This window comes from Desulfotomaculum sp. 1211_IL3151, from assembly GCF_036763075.1.
In the GTDB taxonomy this organism is placed as follows: domain Bacteria; phylum Bacillota; class Desulfotomaculia; order Desulfotomaculales; family Desulfotomaculaceae; genus Desulfotomaculum.
The window spans coordinates 33,354-58,272 of sequence record NZ_JBAIYV010000021.1 but is presented as its reverse complement, the minus strand read 5'-3'; the positions used below and the strand labels follow the sequence as shown (position 1 = coordinate 58,272).

Sequence of the window (24,919 nt, the reverse complement as noted above, 5' to 3'; positions counted from 1 at the left end):
ATTTAAGCAATTTCACCTTTTCTATATGCAGCAAGATCCTTAATAAAATGGATGACAGTGTATAACGACATTAAAACAAAGCCAATAAAAATGGAGCTTTGTGAAATAATCAAGGGTATTTTTAAAGCGGTGGTGGTACCTCCCTTAGCCAGGCTCCATAAAAAGAAATTCGCAGCAAAATAAGTTACAACTAGACAAAGTGCCGTTGTCATAAATGAGGAAAAAAGTTTTAAAGGACCTAGTATTTGCGGTTTTTTTACCATAGTAGAAATTATTTCTGCAGTAATATGACTTTTCTCATAACTACCATAAGACCCGCCCATAAAATACATCCAAAAAGCCAGCACCACAAGTATTTCCTCAAGTCCCTTGATATCTGTCTTAAAAACGTATCGTAAGATAGCCCCTAAACTGATGGCTACGATAATTGACAAACTAGTAAATACCATAATTCCTTTTTGTATTTTTAAAAGTCCATCCCAAGATAACTTTAACCAATCATTAAAAGTACGGTGGCTCAAAATACTCCCCCCTCGAGATTTTTGTAAATATGCGGATGTTTTGTTTTTCTTTCAGAACATCCGCATATACCAATTCTATTATTTAGTCTCGTATTGAGCCATCAAGCCATCAACGATTTCCTTGCCTAACAATTTTTCCAGTTTAGGCCAGGTTGTTTTGCGGGTATGTTCGGCCAAGGTGTGAATTTCTTCATCGGATAACCGTACAACTTCAATTCCTACCTTTTCCATTTCAGCCATGCATTCGTTATCGATTTGTTCTGCTTCATCAATACTCCTAGCAGCCAAATCAGCAACAATGGTAGAAACGGTTTTTTGGTCTTCAGGGGTCAGGGATTTAAACAATTCATGATTCATAACCCAGGATGTGTTTTCAAAGTAGTTGTTTACCTGCACATAGTATTTAATAACATCTCTAAATCCGTTGTAATTGGCCACCGGAGGTCCACCGCTCCAGCCATCAGCAACACCTGTTTGCAAAGCGGTATATAATTCTGCATAGGGCACCGAAACAGTTGTAAAGTTCATATCTTCTGCCCATTGTCTAAATACATCAATGGGGGGTACCCGTAATAAAATATTTTTCTTGGCTGTGGGGTCCGTAAGGTTTGTGGGCATTTTGGTCAGGCCCAGTCCACCAAAACCTTCTACGTTAAGGCCTAAAAATTTTACACCTAGTTCTTCATGAACTTGTGCTAGGGTATTGTAGACAAAGGAGCCGGGTGCATAAAGTTTTTTGGCTTGGTCATAGTTCTCAGCAACGGAGTGAACATAAAGTAGTTCTAATCTAGGATCGTAATTACTGGGGATGGTAATTAGGGCCATGTCGATGGTGCCCTTCATGATCTCTTCATAAACGACCGTGTAGTCGCCCAATTGGTTGGCAGGATATACACTAACTTGAATTCGCCCATCGGTTTCCTTTTCGACTCTAGCTTTAAACTCATTCAATGTCTTTGTGCCGGGGTGTTCCACTGGATATTGTCCCGCTATTTTTATTTTGATTGGTTTGTCGCCGGAACTTGCTCCTTCCTTATTAGAGCAGCCGGTTAAGAAGATCGTACCAAGAACAAAAATTGCAAGTACCATGGAAACTAATTTTTTATGCCGCATGATTGCCCCACCCTTCTAAATTGTTAAAATTTTTTAACTTCTTTACAAACGCACAGACTATTACTTTATATTGTAAACAGCAAAAGTATCATTAGACAAGGAGGAACTAGCTGTTGCCGTTTACGTGTAGTGTTAGATTTAGGTTTAAAATATTTTTAGGGCTTTATTCAATAATAAGGCAGGATCTAATACAGAAATTACAGAAAATTTGAGACGGTAAATATGGGACAAGGACTCCTGAAGGGGAGTCCGATTTGATTTAAATTATAAGGGGAGGATTACACCAAGGTCTTTTTCAAGGGCCCTTTCATAAATTCGAATAGCGGTTGCCATATCATCCATTGCGATACCAATATTATTGGCAAGAATAATTTCACGATCATTTTCCCTGCCGGGGGCTTGTTTAGTTAGCAGCTGACCTAATTCATAGAGATTTTTAGGTGTAAAGTTAAAGTAACCTGCATTTTTAAAGTGATCAAATTGGCCAAAATCATCTGTATAATTCTTAGCAGCTAACTCGATGGCTTCTCGCTTCCACATGCAATCAAAATCTACCGGAGCAAGCAAGGCGCCTTCTTTAATCCATTCAGCTTCAATTACAGGGGTTGGGTTTTTGACAATGGGACCGGCTGTTACAATGATATCACTATTTACAATTGCTTCTTTTGGAGTTGCTACTTGAATGACCTCAACACCAAATTGTTCTGACATATTCTTAGCATAAGCCTTACTAATTTCAGGGAATGCGTCATAGGCCTTGACCTTTTTAATGTCGGGGCAAGTAACCAATAATCCTTCGAGGTTGGTTCTTCCTTGGACACCGCAGCCCAGAATCCCTAATTCTTCACTGCCGGGCCGGGCTAAATATTTCGCGGATAAGCCGGTAACGGCACCGGTTCTCATAGCAGTAATCCAAACGCTATCCATAATCACCAAAGGAACACCCGTATCCGGACAGTTCAATACTAACAAACCATTAATATAGGGAAGACCAATTTCTTGGTTTGAAGGATATCCAGATACCCATTTCATACCGGCGGATTTTAGTTCGGGAATCCAGCAAGGCATAGCATGAATATAGCAATTTTCCCGGGTGTGAATGCCTGGTTTAGGTGGCATTTCTATTTGATTGTTACCTTTAGCAGTAAAAGCTACTTCTAATAAATCAATCATTTCACTCATAGGCATATTGACATTTTCTACGTCACTTTTAGAAAGATACAATACTTGTCTGCCCTTCTTCAATTCGATCTCTCCCTCTCCGTTGTTTTTTCAGTATTATTGAATAATTCTTACATTATTAGTTTATTCTTCGTACGAACTAATTGCATTGTTCCATAAACACAAAGATTTCGATGAATTAAGGCTAATTTTTATACCCAAAGCATAATTCGACATTCTTCGTGTGCTATAATATTAGGAAGAATTATTTGTATTGTTATGATTACGGACGAACGAGGAGCGCTTTTTATGCTAAAAGTTGTGGCAGAAGAACTCGTATTGGCCATGAGTAAAATAATTGGTCGTAATGCAATCCTGACGGATGAAAAAGGTATCATTATTGCCAGTTCCGATGATGCAAATCGAATAGGAAGTCTTCACGAACCCTCGTTGGATGTTATAAAATTACGAACGCCCATATTTACGGACAGTAATGAGGCAAAAAAATACAAAAATGTTAAGCCGGGTTTTACGGCACCCATTGAATTTGCTCATAAAGTTGTTGGTACGGTAGGGGTAGGTGGGGACCCGGAAAAAGTAAGAGATTTTTTATTAATTGTAAAAAAACAAGTTGAAATAATGCTGCGTGAGAACGTATTATTAAAATCAGCCCAACTGCGAGAGAATGCGATTCAAAACTTAATTCGAGAGATTACTGTTTTTGATCTAGATGTAGGGGACACGGCTGTCTTAATATCCCGGGGCCAGGAACTGGGGTACAATCTCAATCTTCCCCATATAGCTATCGTTATCGACCTGCACCAATTTAAATCCCTAACCCAATCAATTCGTAGCAGTGATGCTTCAGAAGGTGATAATCCTGAACTGCTTATTCAATCGTTAATAATGAATGTGCTGAATATCATCAAGCAGACCTTTGATTCCCCCCAGGATATAACTAGTTTTATTGGCAATGATAAATTTGTGGTATTACGTGCCATCTTAACGGTGAAAAAGGAAAGTTCGATTATTGAATACATTGATAACAAATGCTTAGCTTTATTAGCTAACCTCAAAGAACGGGGTATCGATGCAACCATTGGTATTGGAACCATCGCCATGAATTTGGTTGAACTAAGGAATTCGTACCGTGATGCCATTAGGGCCTTAACGATTGGTAACAAGCTAAACGATAAGTCTGACATTTACAATATTAAGGATTTACAGCTAGAAGAACTGATCATCAGTATAAATAAACAAAGGGGTCAGAAAATTGTCGCGAATGTATTAAAAAGTTTACAAGAACAATCAGATTGGCCAGAGCTTGCTCGGACGATACGTGCCTGGTGTGAAACTGGTTTTAGTCCCATTAATACCTCCAAGAAACTAAATATCCACCGCAATACATTTTTCTATCGATTAAATAAAATAGAGCAAATCAGTGGGTTGAATTTGCGTAAGTTTAGGGATGCTACGACTTTATATTTCTCTTTACTATTTTTAGAGTTGGACTAAATTGGGCTCTAAAACTACCCAGGGGCACATTAAAACCTTTAAAAATGTGCTGGAAGCACATAGCTTTTCGCTGTTGATTTGTTATATTAAATAGTAAGAGATACCGGCAGATGGAATTTAAGGAGGGTGGAATCTTGCGAATTTTAGTGGCAGAGGATGAACCAATTATCAGAATGGACCTCTGTAGCTTATTAGAGGAATTGGGGCATCAAGTGATTGGGGAATGCCGCAATGGTCGGGATGCCATTAAAATTACGCAAGAGCTGAGACCGGATATCGTTTTGATGGATATTAAAATGCCAGATGTGGATGGTTTAACAGCAACAAAGGTTATTCGTGATAAAAAGCTATCCGCAGTAGTCTTACTAACTTCATTTAGTGATCAAAATACGATAACCAAGGCCATTGACAGTGGTGCTCTTTACTATTTAGTTAAACCCATTGTAAGGGAAAAATTAAAACCGGCTTTAAAGATTGCCTATAAACGATTTACAGATATGCAAAGGTTAAACCAAGAAGTAAGAGAGCTATCCGAAACATTGTCAGAAAGAGATGTTATCTCCCGGTCAAAGTTAGTGCTCCAGCAGAAATTAGGATGCAGTGAAGAAGCAGCCTATAAAGTCTTGCGTAAGCTCAGTATGGAAAGACAGCAAAGGATGATCGTTACAGCTAAACAATTATTGCATAAATATAATGCTTATAAATAATGTTAAAAAATGTTGATAGGATTATAGCAGGAGAAAAAACCAATCGATAGAATATATAAAATATTCAATGCTAGGCTTTAAAATAAAATACAAAAACAGGGTTTGTTTTACCACCCTGCAAGGCAATGAAGCCTTATCGTACTGTTATAGGTATTAACAGTATGGTAAGGCTTCTATTTTTAAAGGGGTTTTTAAAGATGATAGAGAAAACCAGATCAATTCAAGAGTATGTACCAGGCAAACAGGTGACCTTAGCCCACTTGATAGCTCACCCGGTGGAAGACTTATACAGAAAACTAGGGGTAGATGCAGGTGGTGCCATCGGGATACTTACTCTTACCCCCGGAGAAACTGCTATCATTGCAGCGGACATTGCTACTAAGGCTGCCGACGTTCGTATCGGTTTCTTAGACCGTTTTACCGGATCTTTAGTCATTACTGGCGATGTGGCTGCGGTGGAACAAGCATTGATGGAGGTCAATCGGGTTCTAAGGGATAAATTGAGTTATACTTCCTGCGATATTACTCGTTCTTAGGATGGGGGGAAATTAAATGGGACGTGCGATGATGGTAGGTGCTGTGGGTGCTGGCAAGAGTACACTGATAGCTGCACTAAAAGGAGACAGTTTAAATGTACGAAAGACTCAAGCCATGGAATTTGATTCCTACACGGTAGATACCCCCGGTGAATATATTGAAAACCCACGCTTTTATAGGGCTTTAATGGCAACCGCTTTACAAGTAAAGGATGTGCTTTTTTTACAGGATGCCACCAGTGAAAGGTGTATTTACCCACCGGGAATTGCCCAAAGCTTTCCTTGCAGCACGATTGGTGTCATAACAAAAATAGATCATCCAGAAGCGAACATTGAAAAAGCAAAACAATTATTAAAAACGGTAGCCTTAAAAAGCAACGATGTGTATGTTGTTTCGGCCATAAATGGCCAGGGTATTAAAGAATTAAAAGAAAGACTAGCAAGGGAATGAAATAAACAATAGGCGGTGCTAAGCGTGCCTTATTACACCATTAAACAAGGACAGAGATTAGCTGACCTTTGCCGGGAAAACAGTAATTTAACAGAATCGGATATCCACATTCTGCAAGGTTTACTTAATAACTTGCAGGATTTTGCTGATCTTACCGGGTCGGATATTTTCATTGATGTTCCTACCAAAGATCCGGAGGCTTTCATGGTGGTGGCTGAGGCAAAGCCTACGAATGCGCCATCTTTATATAAAGAAAATGTCGTTGGTAAGTATGCCTTGCGCTTTAATGAACCGGCTATTTTTAAAACCTATGAAAAAGGCGAAACGATGGTAAACATGCAAGGGGTTAGCCAGGAAGGTGTTCCCATCAGCCAAAGGGTTAAATCAATCAAAAATAACCAAGGTGAGGTTATTGCCGTATTAATAATGGAAAGGGATAACAGTTTTCAGGTAAGGCAAGAGAAAACAGTGGAGGTCCTTTCGAATACGACCCAAAAACTTACGGATACTTTATTGAATCTTTCGAATGTCGAAGAACTCTTCCCAACATTAATCCATGATGCTTTGCTCATTATCGATTATGATGGTAGAATTTCTTATGCGAACAAAATAGCCAATGGTTGGTTAAAGAGTCTAGTGGCAGGTATTAACCCCATAGGAATGGCCATTGATGAACTAACCCAAGAGATCGATGCGTTAAAATTAATATTTAGCAGTGATTCCGATGTAAATGAAGTAAATATTAATGGACGTAATCTCTTAGCAAGATCTTTACATATCCTTGATAAAACAGATGTACGAGGTACCGTTTATTTGTTAAGGGATATAACGGAACTGCGTAAAAAGGAAAAGCAGCTGATTGCCAAATCCGCAGTGATCAAGGAAATACATCATCGGGTAAAAAACAATCTGCAAACCATTTCCAGTCTGATGCGATTGCAGATGAGGCGGGTAAATAATGAGGAAGCCCGGGTAGCTTTTCAGGAAAGTATTAACCGTATTGGTTGCATCGCCTTAGTACATGAGCGATTTTCCAGAGAAAGCCCCGATGTGATTGAGTTGCGGGAGTGTATCCAAGATATCGTAAATATTTTAACCGATATGCTGCCGCCGGATCAAAATATTACCATTGACGTGAATGGTGATGTGATTTATCTTGCATCCGAACAAGCCACACCGGTAGCCATTGTAGTCAATGAAATCATCCAAAACTCATTTAAATATGCCTTCAATAATGCCATCAATGGTAAATTAACCATTGATATAGAGCAAAATAAAGGGAGGGTTAAGATCGTCATTCATGACAGTGGGGCAGGATTTCCAGAGGGATTTGACATTGCAGTTAATGCAAACCTTGGTTTGCAGATAACCCAAGCCCTTGTTGGAGAAAGTTTAGGTGGCAATATAACCATGTACAATGATGCTGGCGCAGTGGTGGAAATTGACTTCCCTTGGGGGGTTGAAAACAGTGAAGTCTCTGCGAATCGTATTGGCAGATGATGAGTTTCTAACCCGTATGGATTTAAAGGAGATGCTTACCGAGCTGGGACACCAAGTAGTCGGTGAGGCCCCAAATGGATTGCTGGCGCTGGATTTAGTGCGAAAATTAAAACCGGATTTAGCAATACTGGATGTCAAGATGCCAAAGCTGGATGGCATAAAAGCGGCGAAGCTGATTACAGGGGAAAAACTCGGCATGGTGATATTACTGACAGCCTTCAGTGAAGATGAGTTAATAACCAGTGCCTTGGATGCTGGGGTAATGGGTTACCTTACCAAACCTGTAACGGAGAAGGAGCTGGCACCAGCTTTGCAGATTGCCTGGGAGCGTTACCGGGAGATCATGTTATTGAAACATAAAAAAGTGCAATTGAAAGAACGTCTTAACAAAGACATCCGACAAGAAAAACTCAAAAATACCAGTGGTAAGTTATCAAAATAGAATACACGGGGCAAAGAGGTCCTTAGGGTGTGGAATGACGTTTGTTGATTTCATGCCTAAGGACCTTTTTGTTTTTAGATAGAATGAACTGACAAGGGGTGAGGCATAGGGATGAAACGAAGGACCAAGATTTTTGGCCAAGTGTTCTCCTTCCAAACTGTTCGGGAGGTATTAGCAAAGGCCAGTGAAGAAAAATCCGGGGACATCTTAGCCGGTATTGCCGCTACATCGGCTGCGGAGCGAGTGGCTGCCAAGGTTGTGTTAAGCGAACTTACTTTGGAAGATATCTATAACAACCCATCCGTTTCATATGAGGAGGATGAAGTTACCCGGGTAATATATGACCATATCAACCAACCAATCTATCAGCAAATTAAAGGCTGGTCGGTTGCAGAGCTGAGGGAGTTTATCCTAAGCAATGAAACGAACAATGGTTGCATAAGACGGCTAAGCCGGGGACTAACAAGTGAGATGGTGGCGGCTGTTACGAAACTAATGAGTAACATGGATTTAATTTATGGTGCCAGCAAATTAATCGTTACTGCCCACTGCAACACGACCATCGGTTTGCCGGGAACACTGGCAACCCGTTTGCAGCCAAACCATTCCACCGATAGCCCGGAGGGGATACTTAGCTCACTGAGGGAGGGCTTGGCCTATGGCATTGGGGATGCTCTGGTGGGCTTAAATCCAGTGGAAGACTCGGTGGTAAGTACGACTCGCTCTTTAGAGACCATGTATAACTTTGTGCAGGAGTGGGAGGTTCCTACCCAGGTTTGTGTTTTATCCCATGTAACCACACAGATGAAAGCCATCGAAAAAGGGGCACCGGCGGATTGTATTTTCCAAAGCATCGCAGGTACCCAAAAAGGGAATGAAGCTTTCGGTATTCGTGTGGGTTTGTTGGAACAAGCGAGGGAATTAGCCCTTAGTTATGGCCGGGGGACGGGTCCCAATGTAATGTACTTAGAAACGGGTCAGGGTTCAGAGCTTTCATCGGATTCCCACCATGGCGTGGATCAACTAACTTTGGAAGCCCGTTGCTATGGTTTGGCCAAGCACTTACAGCCATTTATGGTCAATACCGTGGTGGGTTTTATTGGACCAGAGTATTTATATGATGCTAAACAGGTAATCCGTGCTGGTTTGGAAGATCACTTTATGGGTAAGTTAACCGGTATTCCGATGGGTGTAGATGCCTGCTACACAAACCATATGAAGGCAGATCAGAACGACATTGAAAACTTAGCGGTTCTTTTGGCCAATGCCGGGGTAACGTATTTTATCGGCATTCCCATGGGTGACGATGTCATGCTGAATTATCAATGCACCAGTTACCATGATAATGCAACTTTAAGACAGGTATTAAACAAGCGACCCTTACCGGCCTTTGAAAAATGGCTGATCAAAATGGGCCTGCTGGAAAATGGGCGACTTACTGCCAAGGCCGGTGATGCCTCATTTTTCACGCGAAAGGGGGTGTAATCTGTGCTAGAAGAACAAATTCGCCAGATCGTGCAAGCAGTTGTTAAACAAATGAATGATACGGTGGCGGAAAATAATCAAATAGAAGCTAACGGCTTAGAAAATGACAAGTGCATCCCTGCCTGCGAGGGTAATGTGGTAGATGAAGATTTGGAAGATTTTTCGGCCATCGATCTGCAAAAGGAAATTCTCGTTCCTCACCCCAGGGACAGTGCAGCATTAGCCTATTATAAGCAGACAACAACGGCACGTATTGGCGTTTGGCGCTGTGGCCCGAGACCCTTAACACGTACCTTGTTGCGCTTTAGAGCAGACCATGCAACGGCCCAGGATGCTGTTTTTCAAGAAGTAAACGAACAGTTTTTAGAAAAATTTGATTTGGTTAAGGTAAAAACCTTAATTCAGGATAAGGATCAATACTTAACCCGGCCCGACTTGGGTAGAAAACTGCCGGATGAGGAAATAGCCAAGATAAAACAAGCGTGTCGTCTAAAACCACAAGTGCAAATTGTAATTGCAGATGGTTTGAGTTCTAAAGCAATTGAGGCAAACTTAGCAGAGATTTTGCCCGCACTAAAACAAGGACTGCAGGCGCAAAACCTCACATCCGGCAGGGATATCTTTGTTAAATTTGGCCGAGTAGATGTTATGGATGTTATTGGCATGGTTTTGGAAGCGGAGGTGGTCGTGCTCCTGGTAGGTGAAAGACCTGGTTTAGGAAGTTCTGAGAGCATGAGTGCTTACCTGGTTTATAAGCCGGGCCCCGCAACATTGGTGGCGGATCATACCGTTATATCGAATATTCATAAGGGTGGTACACCTCCGGCCGAAGCAGGGGCTCACTTAGCCACAGTTATCAAGACAATTTATGATGCGAAGGCCAGTGGGGTTAAATTGAGCCTGCAATAGGCGGGGGGAATTCAGTGAGTGATAAGCTGACGAAAGAATTATTAAGTGTCGGTATTGATATTGGCACCACGACCACCCAATTGGTGATCAGCCGCATCATTGTGAGCAATACCGCAGCCGGGTCGGCTGTGCCTAGGATGACGATTACCGGAAAAAAGATCTTGTACAGAAGTGATATCCATTTTACTCCCTTAACAAATCATGAATGGATAGATGCCCCTGCTGTAACTGAAATAATAACACGGGAATATCACCGGGCGGGCATAACTCCTGCTAAAGTAGATACCGGTGCAGTAATCATAACGGGGGAAACTGCTAAAAAGGAGAATGCCCGTAGAATTTCGGAGGCAATGGCTGGCTATGCCGGTAACTTTGTGGTGGCCAGCGCAGGACCCTTAATGGAGTCAATCATAGCTGGCCGGGGGGCCGGGGCTGCCGCAACTTCTTTAGACATGCATCGGGTATGCCTTAATCTTGATGTTGGTGGCGGTACATCAAATTTGGCTGTTTTTAAAGATGGTACGCCCATCGATGCTACCTGCATTAATATTGGGGGCCGGTTAATTGAACTGGAGCAGGGCGGCAACACGATAAAATTTTTGGCACCTGCAGCAAGGGTGGTCATGCAGGAGTGTGGTTTGGCATTGCAAGTAGGCGAGAGGATATCTTTAGACCAAATTCGCTTGATAGCAAGTCATATGGCGGCTGCCGTAAAAAGTCTGGTCGTTTCTACTCAGCTTCCCCAATTAAGTGAACGATTGCTGATGGGGCCCGCATTAAGGTTAGATTATCCGGTTCAGATGATCAGTTTTTCCGGTGGTGTGGCTGATTTTGTGTACTCGCCCGAAGAAATCTGGAGTATTCCTGAGGGAACTCTCTATGGGGATATTGGACCATTTTTGGGAGAAGCACTGAGGAAAGCCTTCATCGGTGAGCAATGGCAGCTTGTTAAGCCTAAGGAGACCATTCGGGCTACCGTTATCGGTGCGGGGGCTCATACCTTAAGCTTAAGCGGCAGTACCGTACAGATAGCACCAGAACTTTTGCCAATACGAAATGTACCTGTTGTAAAACCTTTTGCCCAGGGATGTCCAACGAACATGGCTGATTTTAAAGCAGGACTAGTCAGGCAATTACAACCTTATCAATTGGATGGGTTTAATGAACCACTGGCAATCTCCCTTAAAGGAATTGGGGGAGTACAATTTAGCAAAATACAAGAAGCGGCAAGGGCAATCATGGAAGGCGCCAAGGATTACATTGCTTCGAAACAGCCCCTAATATTAATTCTCGAAGAGGATTGTGCTAAAGTTCTGGGGCAAACGTTGCAATATTACCTGGGTCACCGGGCAGGGATCATTTGTTTAGATCAACTCTGTGTGGATGATGGCGATTACATTGATATCGGTGAACCCATTATGGCTAACACGGTCGTTCCCGTAATCATAAAAACGCTGGTATTTGAAAGTGACCAGAAAAAACCGTAACACCAAATAAGCCAGAGGGGAGGGGAAGTAAAGTTTTAACTCCGATTAAAGCAGATATTTTAGCTGTTAAGTTTATCCCAAACGTGTCAGCAGACTTAGCCGTCAAATTAGAGCTAAAAGAAGAACAGCGTAGTATTGGCATGATTACTTGTAGTATTGATGATGCTGGTTATACTGCCCTGGATGAAGCGACCAAAAAGGCAATGGTTGATGTGGTCTACGCAAAATCTTTTTATGCTGGTGCTGCCCATGCCTCAGGGCCATTATCTGGTGAATTTATTGGCATTTTGGCGGGACCAACTCCGGCGGAAGTGAAAAGCGGTATGGAGGCAGCCATAACCTGTTTAGAAACCGAAGCCTTTTTCTATACGGCGGATGAACAGGGCCTGATCGCATTTTACCCACATGTTATTTCTCGTACAGGCAGTTATTTATCAAAGACAGCGGGAATCCAAGAAGGTCAACCGCTTGCCTACCTCATTGCACCGCCTCTCGAATCTACCTTTGCAGTAGATGCAGCACTCAAAGCAGCCGACGTTGAAATGAAGGTTTGGTTTGGGCCACCAAGTGAAACAAACTTTGGTGGGGCCTTATTAACGGGTACCCAGAGTTCCTGTACCGCTGCTGCAGATGCTTTTAAAGAAGCTGTTTTATCCGTAGCTAGGTCACCGAGGGATATTTAAAAGGCCGTGGGCCTTGGGCTTTGGTGGCTGTTTTGCTTTGGGGTCTTTGGCTCATGGCTCACGGCACAGGGCCCATGGCCGACTGATTTTTATTAGTTGTTTGTGACCAAGGCCATGGATAGTTAGTTAGTTAAACTTATTAAATCAATCATTTAGGAGGTAAAAATTATGAGTAATGCAAACGCATTGGGATTAATTGAAACGAAGGGTTTGGTCGGAGCCATCGAAGCTTCTGATGCCATGGTAAAGGCGGCTAACGTGTATTTAATCGGTAAAGTTCATGTTGGTGGTGGGCTTGTTACGGTAATGGTACGCGGGGATGTTGGTGCTGTTAAAGCAGCCACCGATGCAGGTGCAGCAGCAGCCCAACGGGTTGGCGAGCTTATTTCCGTGCACGTTATTCCCAGACCACACGCGGATGTAGAATTAATCCTTCCTAAGCTAGAGGGCTAGGACCAATTAATTGCTGTGTTAGGGGAGGGTTTTATCGTTGAGAATATTTACCGAAATGGAGCTGCAAGAAAGATACCGTAAAAAGCCCTTTGCAATCTTTAACCTTCCGGCAAATTGCAAACTCACCCCGGCAGCGGTTCAATTTTTGCAAGATAAACGTATTAAGGTTGAGACAGGGGACAACAATCCCCCTGTCTCGAATGCCGAGGTGAATTTAGCGGGTAGCCCTAGAAATACAAAGGGATATCTGCTGCCAGATGGCAAGGCTATTGAACAAAAGCCTGAACATATGACCCAATTAAGAGGGAAAAATCTGGTGGATAAGCGTCATCCGGTAATTCGTCTAAGAGGTAAGTTGGATTCCCTACAGGCCCAGATCATAGAAACGATCATCGATTTGCAAACAATGGGTTTTAGCCAAATAGCAGAGGAAATGATTGAAATATTAAAGCTTTCCAGGGCACTAATGCGTGCGGAGGTTACTGGGGAACAACTGCCTGCACCAACCTTTGCAGGGTTGGATGCCCAAGCCATCCGTGAGTTTTCACATTACCCAGAGAAACACATTGGTGTAAAGCACTTCCTGCCTGATCCATCCCACGGGCGATTCATGTCGCGGCTTAATATAATACGTACCCTGGTGAGGGAAACAGAATTGATGGCTGCGGATGTTTTTTGCCAAGAAGATGGAACCACATCCCGGGGTGACATAATGCAAACATTAAATCGCATGAGCAGCATGATCTACATTATGATGTGCCAATTGAAGGCAGGTAAGTACTATCTAGGCAGTGTTAGGGAGTGATAAGGTGGACACCACGCAAGATTTAAGTTCCAGTGATAGCATTTTACAAAAATTTGCATCTGTTATTGAAAACCCTAAAAAGGTTGAGCCGGGTGTAAAGCTTTATACAGGTGTAGACTTAGGAACTGCCTATCTTGTATTAGCGGTTATCGATGAAGAGGGTAATCCAGTGGCCGGAGCGATGCAGTTTGCTCAGGTAGTAAAGGATGGACTGGTAGTAGATTATCTAGGTGCTGTGGATATTGTAAGAGGTTTAAAAGTTGAACTGGAAGAAAAACTGGGCCGTGTATTGGATTTAGCTGCAGTTGCCTTTCCGCCTGGGACAGGCAAGGGCGATGCTCGTACGATTCGCAATGTGGCTGAAGCTGCCGGCTTTGAAGTAATAGCAGAAATTGATGAACCAACTGCTGCCAATGCCGTTCTGGGCATAACAGATGGTGCGGTGGTTGATATTGGTGGCGGCACAACCGGCACCGCCATTATCCAAGCTGGCAAAGTAGTGAATGTTTCGGATGATCCCACTGGCGGAACTCATTTTAGTCTTGTTATCGCTGGGGCCTTTAAAATTAGCTTTGAAGAAGCAGAAGACAGAAAGAAATCCCCCCAGGGGCGTACGGAAGTAATCCATTTGTTAAGGCCTGTGATGGAAAAGGTAGCATTTATTATTAACAATCACTTGAAAGAATACTCAGTTGAAGCAGTTTACTTAGCAGGGGGCACCAGTTGCCTGGAGGGGATAGAAAATGTTGTATCTCAGATAGTCGGGGTGCCGGTGCTAAAACCAGCAAATCCATTTTTAGTTACTCCCCTTGGAATAGCAATGTATTGTCGAGCTGGTTCTGCTAGTAACGAATGATTGAGGGTGAACGATTTGCTCATTGGCAGAGTGGTAAGCAATGTTTGGTCAACACGAAAAGTAGATTCGCTATCAGGAATAAAGTTTATGATAGTAGAGATTTTAGATACATTACTGGATGCGGAAGAAGAAGATAAAAGAAAAAAAAGACGTAATGTGTTAGTGGCTGCCGATTTAGTGGGAGCAGGTGTAGGGGAAAAAGTGTTAATAACCAGTGGCAGCTCCTCACGACGCATTAAAGAATTTGAAGAAGTTCCCATCGATGCTGCCATAATCGGGATTATCGATGAAAAACAGAGCTAGCAAGTGAGGTGAGAGCAGTTGTCAGGCAATACAGTACAAGCCATTCAAGAAGCAGGAGTTGTTGGTGCAGGGGGTGCCGGCTTCCCAACGCATGTTAAATTGTCGAGTAAAGCAGAATGTGTCATTATTAACGGTGCCGAATGCGAACCATTATTACGAGTGGATCAACAATTAATGAAGGATCGAGCCAAAGATTTACATCAAGGCTTAACACACATAATGGATGCTGTTGGTGCCAGTAGAGGTGTCATTGCCCTGAAAGCCAAATACAGCGAAGCAATCAAGGAACTGATGGCTACCAAAGGCGATAGTCGGGTAGAGATATTTCAGATGGGGGACTTCTATCCGGCAGGGGACGAGCAGGTCATGGTTCAGGAAGTAACGGGCCGTTCTGTTCCGGAAGCTGGCATACCCTTACAGGTTAATTGTATCGTTAATAATGTAGAAACGGTATTAAATGTTGCCGATGCCCTGGCAGGACTGCCTGTGGTGGACACATGGCTAACTGTAACAGGAAAAGTAAGTAAACCCTTTACCGCGAAGGTACCCATCGGGACATCGATCAGATATGTGCTAGCGATGGCTGGGGTGCAAGAAAATCCAGGCCTGGCAGTGATAGAGGGTGGGCCGATGATGGGCAAACTCATCCCTGATTGGGATACCCCTGTTACAAAAACAACCAAAGGCCTTATTGTTTTGCCTGTTGAGCATGCACTCATCCGTATGCGTCAGGCTAATATTGATATTTTCTTAAGAAAGGCCCGTTCCTTGTGCATGCAATGTGCCCGCTGTAGTGAGCTATGCCCACGGAATTTATTGGGTCATCGTATAAAGCCCCACCGAACCATGCGGTCGATGGCCTATGCACGCAATGACATGGCAGCGGTTAAATCAGCTTTACTCTGTTCAGAATGTGGGGCTTGCGAATATGCGTGCCCCATGGATTTGTCTCCAAGGCAGATAAATAAAAGAATTAAAGCGGAGTTAGGAAAGGCTGGTATCAAATACCAAGGTGACGGAAGTGATCCCAAAGCAGCAAATAACAAGGATGATCGGAAAATACCAGTTAAACGATTGATTATTCGGTTAGGTCTTAAAGACTATGATCAGCCAGCACCCGTTCAAGAAATCCCCTTAACGAATAAAGTTAAAATAAATTTACGGCAGCATGTCGGTATTCCTTGTCAACCACTGGTTCAAGAAGGAGATTTGGTGCAGCGGGGACAGGTTATCGGAGAAATTCCCGCAGGCAAGCTAGGAGCTCGGGTACATGCAAGTATTGACGGCATCGTAAGAGAACAAAAAAACGATTCTATTTTAATAGAAGCAACAGAGTGAGGGGGGAGCGAACATGCTGGCCATAGGGATGGTGGAATTCAACAGCATCGCTAAGGGGATAGAAGCTGCAGATTTCATGGTCAAAGCAGCCCAAGTAGAACTAGTAACTTGTAATACCGTATGTCCAGGTAAATACATCGTGCTAGTTAGTGGGGATGTGGCGGCCGTGCAGAGTTCCGTAGAAGTGGGTATAGAGAGGGGCAATGAATCGGTAGTAGATGATTTCATTTTGCCCAATGTACACCCGGCGGTATTTCCGGCTATTAACTGCACCAGTGGAGTAACTGCCTTACAAGCCTTAGGCATCATTGAAGCGTTTTCCATTGCAGCAATCATTGTGGCAGCGGATGCAGCAGCTAAAGCTGCGGCAGTTGATTTAATAGAAGTGCGAACAGGTATGGGTATTGGTGGGAAATCATTTGTAACGATGACCGGGGATGTGGCTGCAGTGAAAGCTGCAGTGGAAGCTGGTGCGGAATTAATTAAAGAAAAGGGACTATTGGTAAATCAGGTGGTTATACCATCACCCAGCAGAAGACTGCACACCGCGATTATTTAATAAATTAGGGGATGAGTAAATGAAAGCCTTAATTACTGCAGCGGATGTAGAGAATAGAGCAAAAAGAGGAGAAAAACAGGTTTTCGTGGGGCCAGACCACATCATTACCCCATCGGCCAGAGATCGTGCACGGGAAATGGGGCTAACGCTAACTTATGCAGACAATGCAATTGTGTCAGTACCTGCTAGCCACCTGCCGACGGAGCCAACAACCGTAGGCAGCAGGGAGTCCAAACAGGATATGGCAAAGCTTATTTCTCAAAATATGGGGGATGTTCAAGCAAGCCCGGAACTGATAGAACGAATTGTTAAAGAAGTACTAGCCGTTTTAGGAACTACGGGGATAACTAGCCAACCAGTAGTAGAAAAGCACCACAGTGGGGTGCGTTTGATACATGGTGATACCATTGTGTGTGAGCCCTTTTCCACGGGTAACCCACGGGATAAAGTAGCACTAAGGGATGTACTTCCCTTATCCGATAGCCCCAATATGTGTGCCGGCATTATGAAAATGGAACAAAGTGCTTTCCAGTGGGAATTAAGGTACGATGAATATCAATATGTGATAGAAGGTGAACTGGAGATTATTGTAGATGGACAAACTTATGGCGGTAAGGCTGGTGACGTATTTTTTGTGCCCAAGGGAACGACCATCACCTTTAGCAGTCCGGCCAGTACTAAATTTTTCTATGTAAGTTATCCGGCTAATTGGCGAGAGCAGTAAAGGCGGAAAATATAAATTCGGGAGGGGAGCACATGCTTGACTTTGATTTGAGTTCCATTCAAGAAGCTAGGGATTTGGCCGTCAGTGCCACGGAAGCCCAGAAAAAATATGCTAATTTTAGTCAAGAGGAAGTAGACCGGATCATAAAGGCGATGGTGGATGCTGCCATGTCTAATGCAGAGTGGTTAGCTAGAATGGCTGTTGATGAAACTAAGTTTGGTGTGTTTGAAGATAAAATAGTCAAAAATCAATTTGCTGCCCAGGGAGTATATGAATATATTAAAGACATGAAAACCGTTGGTGTGATCAACGAGGACAAAGAGAAAAAGGTAACAGAAATAGCGGCACCGGTAGGCGTAGTGCTGGGGATTATACCATCAACCAACCCCACATCAACGGTTATCTATAAATGCTTAATCTCCTTAAAAGCTCGTAATGCCATCGTCATATCGCCACATCCCTCAGCAAGTCGTTGTATCTTTGCCGCTGCCCAAATTATGCAAAAGGCTGCAATTTCTGCAGGGGCTCCCGAAGGAATTATCGGGTGTTTATCTAAATGCACCATGGCAGCGACCAACGAATTAATGACCCATCCAGGCGTTGCACTTATTTTAGCTACCGGAGGATCGGGGTTAGTAAGGGCTGCTTATAGTTCAGGAAAGCCAGCCTATGGGGTAGGCCCTGGTAACGTGCCGGCCTTTATTGAGCGTACAGCAGATATTCCTTACGCAGTGCAATGTATTATTGATAGTAAGACCTTTGATAATGGAACGATATGTGCTTCCGAACAATCCATTGTTGTGGAAGAATGCATGAAGGATCAGGTGATAACTGAGTTAAAAGCCCGGGGGGCTTATTTCATGACGCCGGAAGAGACAAAAAAAGTAGCAGCCATGCTTTTTACAAGCAGAGGCATGAATGCTTCCATGGTGGGTAAGAGCGGTAAATATATTGCCCAAAAAGCTGGACTGGCTGTACCGGAAAATACCAAGGTATTAATAGGAGAACAACAGGGTGTAGGCAAGGACTATCCCTTGTCCAGGGAGAAATTAACCGGTGTTTTGGGTTTCTATACCGAAAGTGATTGGGTAGATGCCTGCAAGAGATGCATACAGCTTTTAGAATATGAAGGAACAGGACATAGCTTAGCTATACATTCTCAGAATGAGGATATTATTAAAGAGTTTGGCTTAAAGAAACCAGTGTTTAGAATATTGGTCAATACACCTTCCGCCTTAGGCGGCATTGGTTACGCCACAGGTTTGGCCCCCGCCCTTACGTTAGGTTGTGGAACCTGGGGTGGCAGTAGTACATCAGACAACGTAACACCACTGCATTTAATTAATAAAAAACGCATTGCTTATGGTATCAAAGAATTCCATAGTAATAAGGTTTCTACCAATAACAATGATTCCACCGAGATAACACCGGATCTAATAACCACTATCGTAAAACAGGTTATGGCACAAATAAGGTAGTGGAGGTGTTGCATGGTGGACAAAGCCACGGTTGTAGAGCTTGTTACAAAAATTGTTCTGGAAGAACTAAAGAATAAAAAGTCACCCGCAGTGGATTGGCACAGCAAATTAAGGCAAGAGGATAAACGAATACCTGTGGGAGTATCAAACCGGCACGTGCATCTCTCTGAAACAGATATCGAACAGCTTTTTGGAACCGGCGCGAAGCTAACACATTATAAAGATCTATCCCAGCCCGGACAATATGCCTGCCAGGAAAGTATTACTTTAGTAGGCCCCAAAGGAGTACTAGAAAAGGTACGGGTGTTGGGTCCTGTAAGGAAAGCTACCCAAGTAGAAATAGCTATTTCAGATTGCTTTAAGCTTGGCATAAAAGCACCAATAAGGGATTCGGGTGACTTAGAAGGTTCGGCAAGTGTTACTTTAGTGGGTCCAAAGGGTTCTTGTACGATTCCTGAAGGTTGCATTATTGCTGGCCGCCATATTCATATGCATACCAGTGATGCAGCAAAATTTAATTTAAAAGACGGCGCTAGAGTATCCATCAAGGCCAATGGCCCAAGACCTGTAACCTTTGGTTTCGTGCTGGTTCGGGTGAGTGAAAAATTCTGCCTGGAATTTCATTTGGATACCGATGAGGCAAATGCTGTAGGGCTTAAAAATAATGACTTAGTTGAATTGCAAATCGAAAGCTAGTTTTGTAACATACCGTTCCGAATTAGTTCCAACACTACTATAAATAAAGTTTTTCTAAAGGTCACCCCATGCATCAAATTGCAAAGGGTGATTTTTTCTTACCTCACCCCGGATGCTTGCTCAGAGGTAAATTTAAACACGGTCAACCTGGTTTTAAGGTCTTCTGTCATCTCATCCAGCCTATTTGCTAAGGAAGCAATTTCTTTGGCTGAGACCTCCCTTGAATCAATTCCATCTTCTTCTTGGCTATCTTCACTGGCCAATACCTGAATCATGGCTGCAACTTGTTCGGAGCCGGAAGAGATATTTTGTACGCTTTCCGTAATCAGGTCAATATATCGATTGGTTTCTTGGATGGCTAAGGATATTTCTTGCAAAGAGCTTTTGGTCTGATGAATACCCAGGATACCTTGTTCTGCCACGCTCTGGCTGATTGCCATTTGACTAGTAACTACTGAGCTTTGTTGATAAATATCCTTTAACAACTGAGCAACCTCACTGGCTGCTTGTGAGCTGCTATCCGCTAGTTTTTTAACTTCCTGAGCTACCACGGCAAAACCCCTGCCATGTTCGCCGGCCCTGGCGGCTTCAATGGAGGCGTTAAGGGATAAAAGATGGGTTTGCGAGGATATTTGTTGGATAAGCTGCATGAAGTCAGCAATTTTGGTAATGTTATTCCTTAATTTTTGAACCGCAGCAACATGCTCATCAATTACCTGGGCATTTTTATCAATCACCAGGGCAATTTTTTCTAGTGCCCCTTCACCGTTGGCAGCCGCTAATAACATTTTCTCACTGGCGGTTTTTGAGCTATCAATCTCGCTGGTAATGGTATCCACAGAAGTCGCAGCTTGCCTGGCCAAAACATTGGTTTGCTCAACCGTTTCTACCTGATTTTTAGTTACTGCTGTTATTTTCTTATTAAATTGATGTACCTGATTAAACATCTCCAGAATTTGAGTTAGGAAGCCGGAAAGACTTTCTAACATGATATTAAAACTTTCCCCTAAAACAGCAAATTCAGAACTCATTTTATCCGCTCTTACTCGTACGGTTAGATCGCCTCGGCTTGCTTGTTCACAGGCAATCATGATCTCCTTTAAAGGTTCGGTAAGTTTCTTAGCCACTGCCCGGCAGATTAAGAAGGCCACTGTTAAAGCCAGCAAGCCAACCAAAATAGCTATATTTCGTAGTTGATAAACATTGGCTAGGTAATCCTTTTCCCGCAAAGCAACGAGATAGTACCAGTTTTTCCCTGGTATGAATTGGCTGGCTATAGAATATCTGTCAGCATTTATAAGGACGGATTTTATACCTGCATCGCTTGAACCAATCGTTTTTAGTATCTTATCGGGTATTGCATTATTTGAGCCTGCTGCATTTATAGCTGGTTTTGCTTCGCTATCGATAAACAATAAAACTGGTTTAAGGCCCTTGGTGGTAAAGGCAGCCCTTTCCTTATTCAGTAAATATTCTACCTTAGTAGTGAAATCCCGGGAATCAACTGTGCTCGTGTAGAACTCGACCGTTTCTGCAATGTTTTTGGCGGAGACGATTAATTTGTCCTCTATTAATACTTCTACCGTTTGTTTGGCAACTAAATAAGTAGTTAATCCCAAAATACCGATGGCTAAAGTAATAAGCAATGTAAAAAGCAGAAGCAGGCGATGTTGAATACTTTTCTCTCTCCTTGTTCGACCAGTAAATTTGATAGGATTCATTAAATATTATCCCCCCAGGTAAAATTTGGTTATGTACCAAATTTACCTTATGAATGTTATAAACAAGTAGATCTAGGGTTAAGTTTGTTAGAGTTCGATTAAGTTTGTGTTAATTCCGGAAAAACTTTAATTTAGCAAATGAATAGGCCTAAGACGATAGAAAATAATACGAATCTCAGCTGGATAAAAAAATAAGGAACTGCCATCTAGTTGTAGTTCCTCAGAATTGTCGTTCTCTAAAATAGGGGTATTTCATCAAAAATTCCTGCTTAGTAAGGCCATGCTTTTCAACGTGAACGATGGTGAAAATATCTAACTTTATGTTACATATTCAGGAGGGAATAATTTGAAAAAATGGGGATGTCTTCATGCCGGGACTGGAACTTTGGGGATTGTTTATTATACCCGTGTGAATAGGGCCTAACATTCCGGGGCAGCTATTTTTTGACAAGGGGACGGCAGACTGGTGTTGTATCCCCCGTTGGAGGGTTCATATCACCACGTATTTGATATTTTTCTATTCCCTATTTAAATTACTTTTATTGATCAACCAATAAGCAATAAGACCCATTCCCATGGATGAAAAAACAAACAAAGCCCAAATAATCGGTGGAATTTTCAGGGGAGGGTTGGCTAGCTTTTCAGCGTCCCGATAAACGTAATAGGCCAATACAATACCTAATACAAAGGTTATTAGTACAGGGATAACAGTTAAAAGAGGGATAATACTCAGGCTAAAAGGATTTAATATACCGCTGTGAAACATCATGAATCACCTCCTTAAATGCGACGTCCATCCACGATGTCGCCCTTTTGATATAGAATTACTTTTACCTTCTCAGTGCTTCCGGAATCCCCCATATTCGTATTTCGTTATTTGCTTTAGTTATCCCCAGGCCAAATAAACGATGCCGATAAGCATGCCAGGCAGACCCAGGTAAAAGAATTTTCTTGCCCATTTGGATCGTTCAGGTCGGTCAGCCTCAGGGGTGGAGTGATAATGAGACCGTGTATCGCTGCCGGAACCAAAAGCACCAAGAATAAACCCGGAAATGATCCAAAAACCTAGACCGATAAAGAATGAGTAGCTAATAATTGCATCCGTTGAACGGAATATCAAAGCAATTAAAAGAGGGATGGCAACGCCAATGAGAAAGGGTATTTTCATTTATAACCCTCCTGAAAAATAAGGGACGACCATCTCGATGATGTCGTCCCTATGAGGTGTAAGCATAATATCATATTTAATAATAGTAGCAATTTTATTTTTCGCTTCATCGATTTATTCCTCCACCCGCTGGTATTCCAAACGAGGGGATTCAGCAATGTGGTAAATTTGTTCTTGCTTTTCTCAATAGCGGGAATTGTTTCTTTCATAATTTTATCTAAAATTTTCACAGCAATAGTCATGGAGAAGACCTGCCGTTCCTTTTTCCATTAGCTTTGGTATTCGTGGGCAAAGTGGAATTTCCTTCTTCATTAAGCATATACTGCGATACAAGGTTAACCCAGCCCGAATATTAGGATATTGACAACAGTGGGATTAAAAACGGGGCCAGGAAGGAAGTAAATATGGCTGCCAATGCCATGGCAATACCCGACATGGCTCCCTGCAGTTCGCCTTCTTGGATAGCGATGGCTGTTCCTTGACCGTGGGCGGTGGCTCCGATGGCCAAACCCCTGCAGATGGGATTTTGAATCTTAAAAAGATCCAATAACCAAAAAGCAATCATCGAACCACCCGTGCCGGTGGCCACCACAAAGGCAGCAGTAAGGGCTGGGTCACCCCCTACAATGCGGGTAATCTCCACGGCAATGGGAACCGTTACAGACTTGGGCAGCATGGACAGGGTAATCACGGGATCAAGACCCAATAGTTTAGCCAGAGCTGCCACAGATAGCAGGGTGGACAGAACCCCCAGAAAAATACCCGATAGGATGGGTACGAGATATCTTTTTAATACCTGGGCGTTTTTGTGCAGGGGGACCGCCAATGCCACCGTGGCTGGTCCTAATAGGAATGTCATAATGTCTTTGCCCGGTGTATAGTCCTCAAAGGTTAAACCGCTGGCCACCAGCGTTAGAATAATGATGGTAGTGCTTAAAAATACCACATTGGTTAGGGGAGAAGTTGGATTCCGCCGGTTTAAGCGGCGGCTAAACCAATAACTGAAAACAGTAAGGACGATAACGAAAAGGGTAATCCATAGGTTCATGCTCCCTCGCCCTCCTCCTTATCGTACTTTTTGGCTAAGAACAGGACGCTATAGGCCGTCGTAAGAATGGTTACCACGGCTCCAAGCATAACAACTGCCAGGAGCTGTATACCCTGGGCCAGAAAAAGATCCCCCCAAATCATTAGACCAACAGCAATGGGTATAAAGAAGAAAGCCATGTGTTTTAACAAGAGACCCGCCCCTTCTTCCACCCACTTTAATGGAATAACATTAAAAGTCAGCAATCCAAAAAGTAGCAGCATACCAAAAACATTACCCGGCACAGGAATATGCAGTAGGGATACCACAAGGTCACCTGCCTTGAAGATTAACCAAAGTAACGCAATTTGCAAGATGATTTTCAACCAGTGCACAGAAGCCCTCCTTGTTAACGTCAATAATTTTAGAACCGTACCTATTATAGCAAATTTTGCTGGCCATATAGAAACTTCAATTCGCTTTTCGCTGTATCGCCTCGGTAGCCAATAAGCTATTGGGTGAGGTTTGCTGCTGAACAAGTGTGGGTTGGGATGGTTTTGTTGTGGTCACAGTTGCTTTTATTGTTGTGTTACGGTAAAATGCCCCTAAGTTTTAATCGACATGCGTGAATGTCAAAGATGGGGTGACAAAAATTGACTCCTCGAACAAAAGAGCAGAATGAAGCCATTAGAAGGCAGCGTATTTTTCAAATTCAAAACACCGCAGCAGAAATTTTCTTGGAAAAAGGCGTTAATTTGGAAATGGGTGACATCGCTAGGAGGGCTGGTTTGGGTAGAGGGACTGTTTATCATTATTATGACAATAAAATGAGTCTGCTGGGTGAATTGATGCATCAAGCCTATGAAGAGGCACGAGTGATTACCGAGCAAACCATTCGTGTTAATCAATGCCCCTTGTTACGGCTAGAATACTTTGCGGCAGCCCAGCTAAAACAATGGATCGAACGACCCTACCTATTTATTTTGTTTAAGTATATATTTCAACCAGAACCCATCCTCTTTGAAAATTATGAAAAGCTGCGTAGTGATTTCTATATTCACATTTATTATCCTGTACTAGATACAATTAGGAGGGGAGTTCATACTAAAAAAATTGTATCGATTGAACCGGAGACGATTTCTCAATTTTATTTTGGGACTTTAATCGGGGCAGTAAGTGGCTATTTTGGCAAGAAGGCAACTAATGAATTCATTGACTCAGAATGGCGCGATGGGGTCATAAAACTGCTTGTTAGAGGGATGGAAAGATAAAAAAGAAGGG

General features: G+C 42.8%; 28 protein-coding genes. 20 read left to right on the top strand and 8 right to left on the bottom strand.

The features are described 5' to 3' along the window. Window positions 1–2: 2 nt before the first annotated feature. From V6C11_RS03575 to V6C11_RS03565, 3 genes are all read right to left on the bottom strand, one after another. Window positions 3–521 (bottom strand): TRAP transporter small permease, encoded by a 519-nt coding sequence (locus V6C11_RS03575; protein WP_333529706.1) that lies wholly within the window; start codon window positions 519–521, stop codon window positions 3–5. A 78-nt stretch (window positions 522–599) separates the two neighbouring features. After that, complete coding sequence (gene dctP / locus V6C11_RS03570; RefSeq protein WP_333529705.1) at window positions 600–1,634, bottom strand: TRAP transporter substrate-binding protein DctP; 1,035 nt, start codon at window positions 1,632–1,634, stop codon at window positions 600–602. Between the two features lie 264 nt (window positions 1,635–1,898). Continuing rightward, window positions 1,899–2,879, bottom strand: coding sequence for an ornithine cyclodeaminase family protein (locus V6C11_RS03565; RefSeq protein WP_333529704.1), 981 nt, complete (start codon window positions 2,877–2,879; stop codon window positions 1,899–1,901). A gap of 225 nt (window positions 2,880–3,104) precedes the next feature. On the opposite strand from V6C11_RS03565, the gene V6C11_RS03560 reads away from it, so the two are divergent. The 19 genes from V6C11_RS03560 (at window position 3,105) to V6C11_RS03470 (ending at window position 19,722) form a co-directional block, all read left to right on the top strand. Next, window positions 3,105–4,310 (top strand): sugar diacid recognition domain-containing protein, encoded by a 1,206-nt coding sequence (locus tag V6C11_RS03560; protein WP_333529703.1) that lies wholly within the window; start codon window positions 3,105–3,107, stop codon window positions 4,308–4,310. A 134-nt stretch (window positions 4,311–4,444) separates the two neighbouring features. Next, window positions 4,445–5,017, top strand: coding sequence for an ANTAR domain-containing response regulator (locus V6C11_RS03555; RefSeq protein WP_333529702.1), 573 nt, complete (start codon window positions 4,445–4,447; stop codon window positions 5,015–5,017). A 197-nt stretch (window positions 5,018–5,214) separates the two neighbouring features. Then, window positions 5,215–5,553, top strand: coding sequence for a BMC domain-containing protein (locus V6C11_RS03550; RefSeq protein ID WP_333529701.1), 339 nt, complete (start codon window positions 5,215–5,217; stop codon window positions 5,551–5,553). Between the two features lie 16 nt (window positions 5,554–5,569). Continuing rightward, window positions 5,570–6,004: a EutP/PduV family microcompartment system protein gene (locus V6C11_RS03545; protein ID WP_333529700.1), complete on the top strand. Its 435-nt coding sequence runs from the start codon at window positions 5,570–5,572 to the stop codon at window positions 6,002–6,004. Window positions 6,005–6,028: 24 nt separating this feature from the next. Next, complete coding sequence (locus V6C11_RS03540) at window positions 6,029–7,504, top strand: sensor histidine kinase (protein ID WP_333529699.1); 1,476 nt, start codon at window positions 6,029–6,031, stop codon at window positions 7,502–7,504. Next, window positions 7,473–7,946: an ANTAR domain-containing response regulator gene (locus V6C11_RS03535; RefSeq protein ID WP_333529698.1), complete on the top strand. Its 474-nt coding sequence runs from the start codon at window positions 7,473–7,475 to the stop codon at window positions 7,944–7,946. Before V6C11_RS03540 ends, V6C11_RS03535 begins: the two co-directional genes overlap by 32 nt. Before the next feature lie 111 nt (window positions 7,947–8,057). Further along, window positions 8,058–9,431: an ethanolamine ammonia-lyase subunit EutB gene (locus tag V6C11_RS03530; RefSeq protein WP_333529697.1), complete on the top strand. Its 1,374-nt coding sequence runs from the start codon at window positions 8,058–8,060 to the stop codon at window positions 9,429–9,431. 3 nt (window positions 9,432–9,434) lie between these two features. After that, window positions 9,435–10,340 carry an ethanolamine ammonia-lyase subunit EutC gene (eutC, locus tag V6C11_RS03525; RefSeq protein WP_333529696.1) on the top strand — a complete coding sequence of 302 codons (906 nt, stop codon included), beginning with the start codon at window positions 9,435–9,437 and terminating at the stop codon, window positions 10,338–10,340. A 14-nt stretch (window positions 10,341–10,354) separates the two neighbouring features. Beyond that, window positions 10,355–11,827 (top strand): ethanolamine ammonia-lyase reactivating factor EutA, encoded by a 1,473-nt coding sequence (locus tag V6C11_RS03520; RefSeq protein ID WP_333529695.1) that lies wholly within the window; start codon window positions 10,355–10,357, stop codon window positions 11,825–11,827. A gap of 44 nt (window positions 11,828–11,871) precedes the next feature. After that, window positions 11,872–12,510, top strand: a complete 639-nt coding sequence (eutL, locus tag V6C11_RS03515) for an ethanolamine utilization microcompartment protein EutL (protein WP_333529732.1) — start codon at window positions 11,872–11,874, stop codon at window positions 12,508–12,510. Window positions 12,511–12,678: 168 nt separating this feature from the next. Further along, entirely contained in the window at window positions 12,679–12,963 is a 285-nt protein-coding gene (gene eutM / locus V6C11_RS03510; RefSeq protein WP_333529694.1) for an ethanolamine utilization microcompartment protein EutM, read from the top strand. Window positions 12,964–13,000: 37 nt separating this feature from the next. Continuing rightward, entirely contained in the window at window positions 13,001–13,768 is a 768-nt protein-coding gene (locus V6C11_RS03505; RefSeq protein ID WP_333529693.1) for a hypothetical protein, read from the top strand. A 4-nt stretch (window positions 13,769–13,772) separates the two neighbouring features. Continuing rightward, the gene (gene eutJ, locus V6C11_RS03500; RefSeq protein WP_333529692.1) at window positions 13,773–14,624 is read left to right on the top strand and encodes an ethanolamine utilization protein EutJ; all 852 of its coding nucleotides are present in this window, start codon (window positions 13,773–13,775) and stop codon (window positions 14,622–14,624) included. Window positions 14,625–14,639: 15 nt separating this feature from the next. Continuing rightward, window positions 14,640–14,927, top strand: coding sequence for a EutN/CcmL family microcompartment protein (locus V6C11_RS03495; RefSeq protein WP_333529691.1), 288 nt, complete (start codon window positions 14,640–14,642; stop codon window positions 14,925–14,927). 18 nt (window positions 14,928–14,945) lie between these two features. Beyond that, a complete protein-coding gene (locus V6C11_RS03490) occupies window positions 14,946–16,265 on the top strand; it encodes a 4Fe-4S dicluster domain-containing protein (protein ID WP_333529690.1) in 1,320 nt (439 codons plus the stop codon). Window positions 16,266–16,278: 13 nt separating this feature from the next. Continuing rightward, a complete protein-coding gene (locus tag V6C11_RS03485) occupies window positions 16,279–16,824 on the top strand; it encodes a BMC domain-containing protein (protein WP_333529689.1) in 546 nt (181 codons plus the stop codon). Window positions 16,825–16,843: 19 nt separating this feature from the next. Then, the gene (locus tag V6C11_RS03480) at window positions 16,844–17,548 is read left to right on the top strand and encodes a cupin domain-containing protein (RefSeq protein ID WP_333529688.1); all 705 of its coding nucleotides are present in this window, start codon (window positions 16,844–16,846) and stop codon (window positions 17,546–17,548) included. 32 nt (window positions 17,549–17,580) lie between these two features. After that, on the top strand, window positions 17,581–19,026 hold the full coding sequence (locus tag V6C11_RS03475) for an acetaldehyde dehydrogenase (acetylating) (RefSeq protein WP_333529687.1): 1,446 nt from the start codon (window positions 17,581–17,583) through the stop codon (window positions 19,024–19,026). A 15-nt stretch (window positions 19,027–19,041) separates the two neighbouring features. Further along, a complete protein-coding gene (locus V6C11_RS03470; RefSeq protein ID WP_442886023.1) occupies window positions 19,042–19,722 on the top strand; it encodes a phosphate propanoyltransferase in 681 nt (226 codons plus the stop codon). A gap of 98 nt (window positions 19,723–19,820) precedes the next feature. Here the strand turns inward: V6C11_RS03470 and V6C11_RS03465 are convergent, their stop codons facing one another. From V6C11_RS03465 to V6C11_RS03445, 5 genes are all read right to left on the bottom strand, one after another. Continuing rightward, window positions 19,821–21,443 (bottom strand): methyl-accepting chemotaxis protein, encoded by a 1,623-nt coding sequence (locus tag V6C11_RS03465; protein WP_333529685.1) that lies wholly within the window; start codon window positions 21,441–21,443, stop codon window positions 19,821–19,823. A gap of 517 nt (window positions 21,444–21,960) precedes the next feature. Continuing rightward, window positions 21,961–22,212, bottom strand: a complete 252-nt coding sequence (locus tag V6C11_RS03460; protein ID WP_333529684.1) for a hypothetical protein — start codon at window positions 22,210–22,212, stop codon at window positions 21,961–21,963. A 117-nt stretch (window positions 22,213–22,329) separates the two neighbouring features. Beyond that, window positions 22,330–22,611, bottom strand: coding sequence for a DUF5316 family protein (locus V6C11_RS03455; protein WP_333529683.1), 282 nt, complete (start codon window positions 22,609–22,611; stop codon window positions 22,330–22,332). 352 nt (window positions 22,612–22,963) lie between these two features. After that, complete coding sequence (locus tag V6C11_RS03450; protein WP_333529682.1) at window positions 22,964–23,659, bottom strand: LrgB family protein; 696 nt, start codon at window positions 23,657–23,659, stop codon at window positions 22,964–22,966. Continuing rightward, window positions 23,656–24,033 (bottom strand): CidA/LrgA family protein, encoded by a 378-nt coding sequence (locus V6C11_RS03445; protein WP_333529681.1) that lies wholly within the window; start codon window positions 24,031–24,033, stop codon window positions 23,656–23,658. Before V6C11_RS03445 ends, V6C11_RS03450 begins: the two co-directional genes overlap by 4 nt. Before the next feature lie 258 nt (window positions 24,034–24,291). Here V6C11_RS03445 and V6C11_RS03440 point away from each other — a divergent pair, with 258 nt between their 5' ends. Continuing rightward, window positions 24,292–24,909, top strand: coding sequence for a TetR/AcrR family transcriptional regulator (locus V6C11_RS03440; RefSeq protein WP_333529680.1), 618 nt, complete (start codon window positions 24,292–24,294; stop codon window positions 24,907–24,909). The last annotated feature ends 10 nt before the right edge of the window (window positions 24,910–24,919 follow it).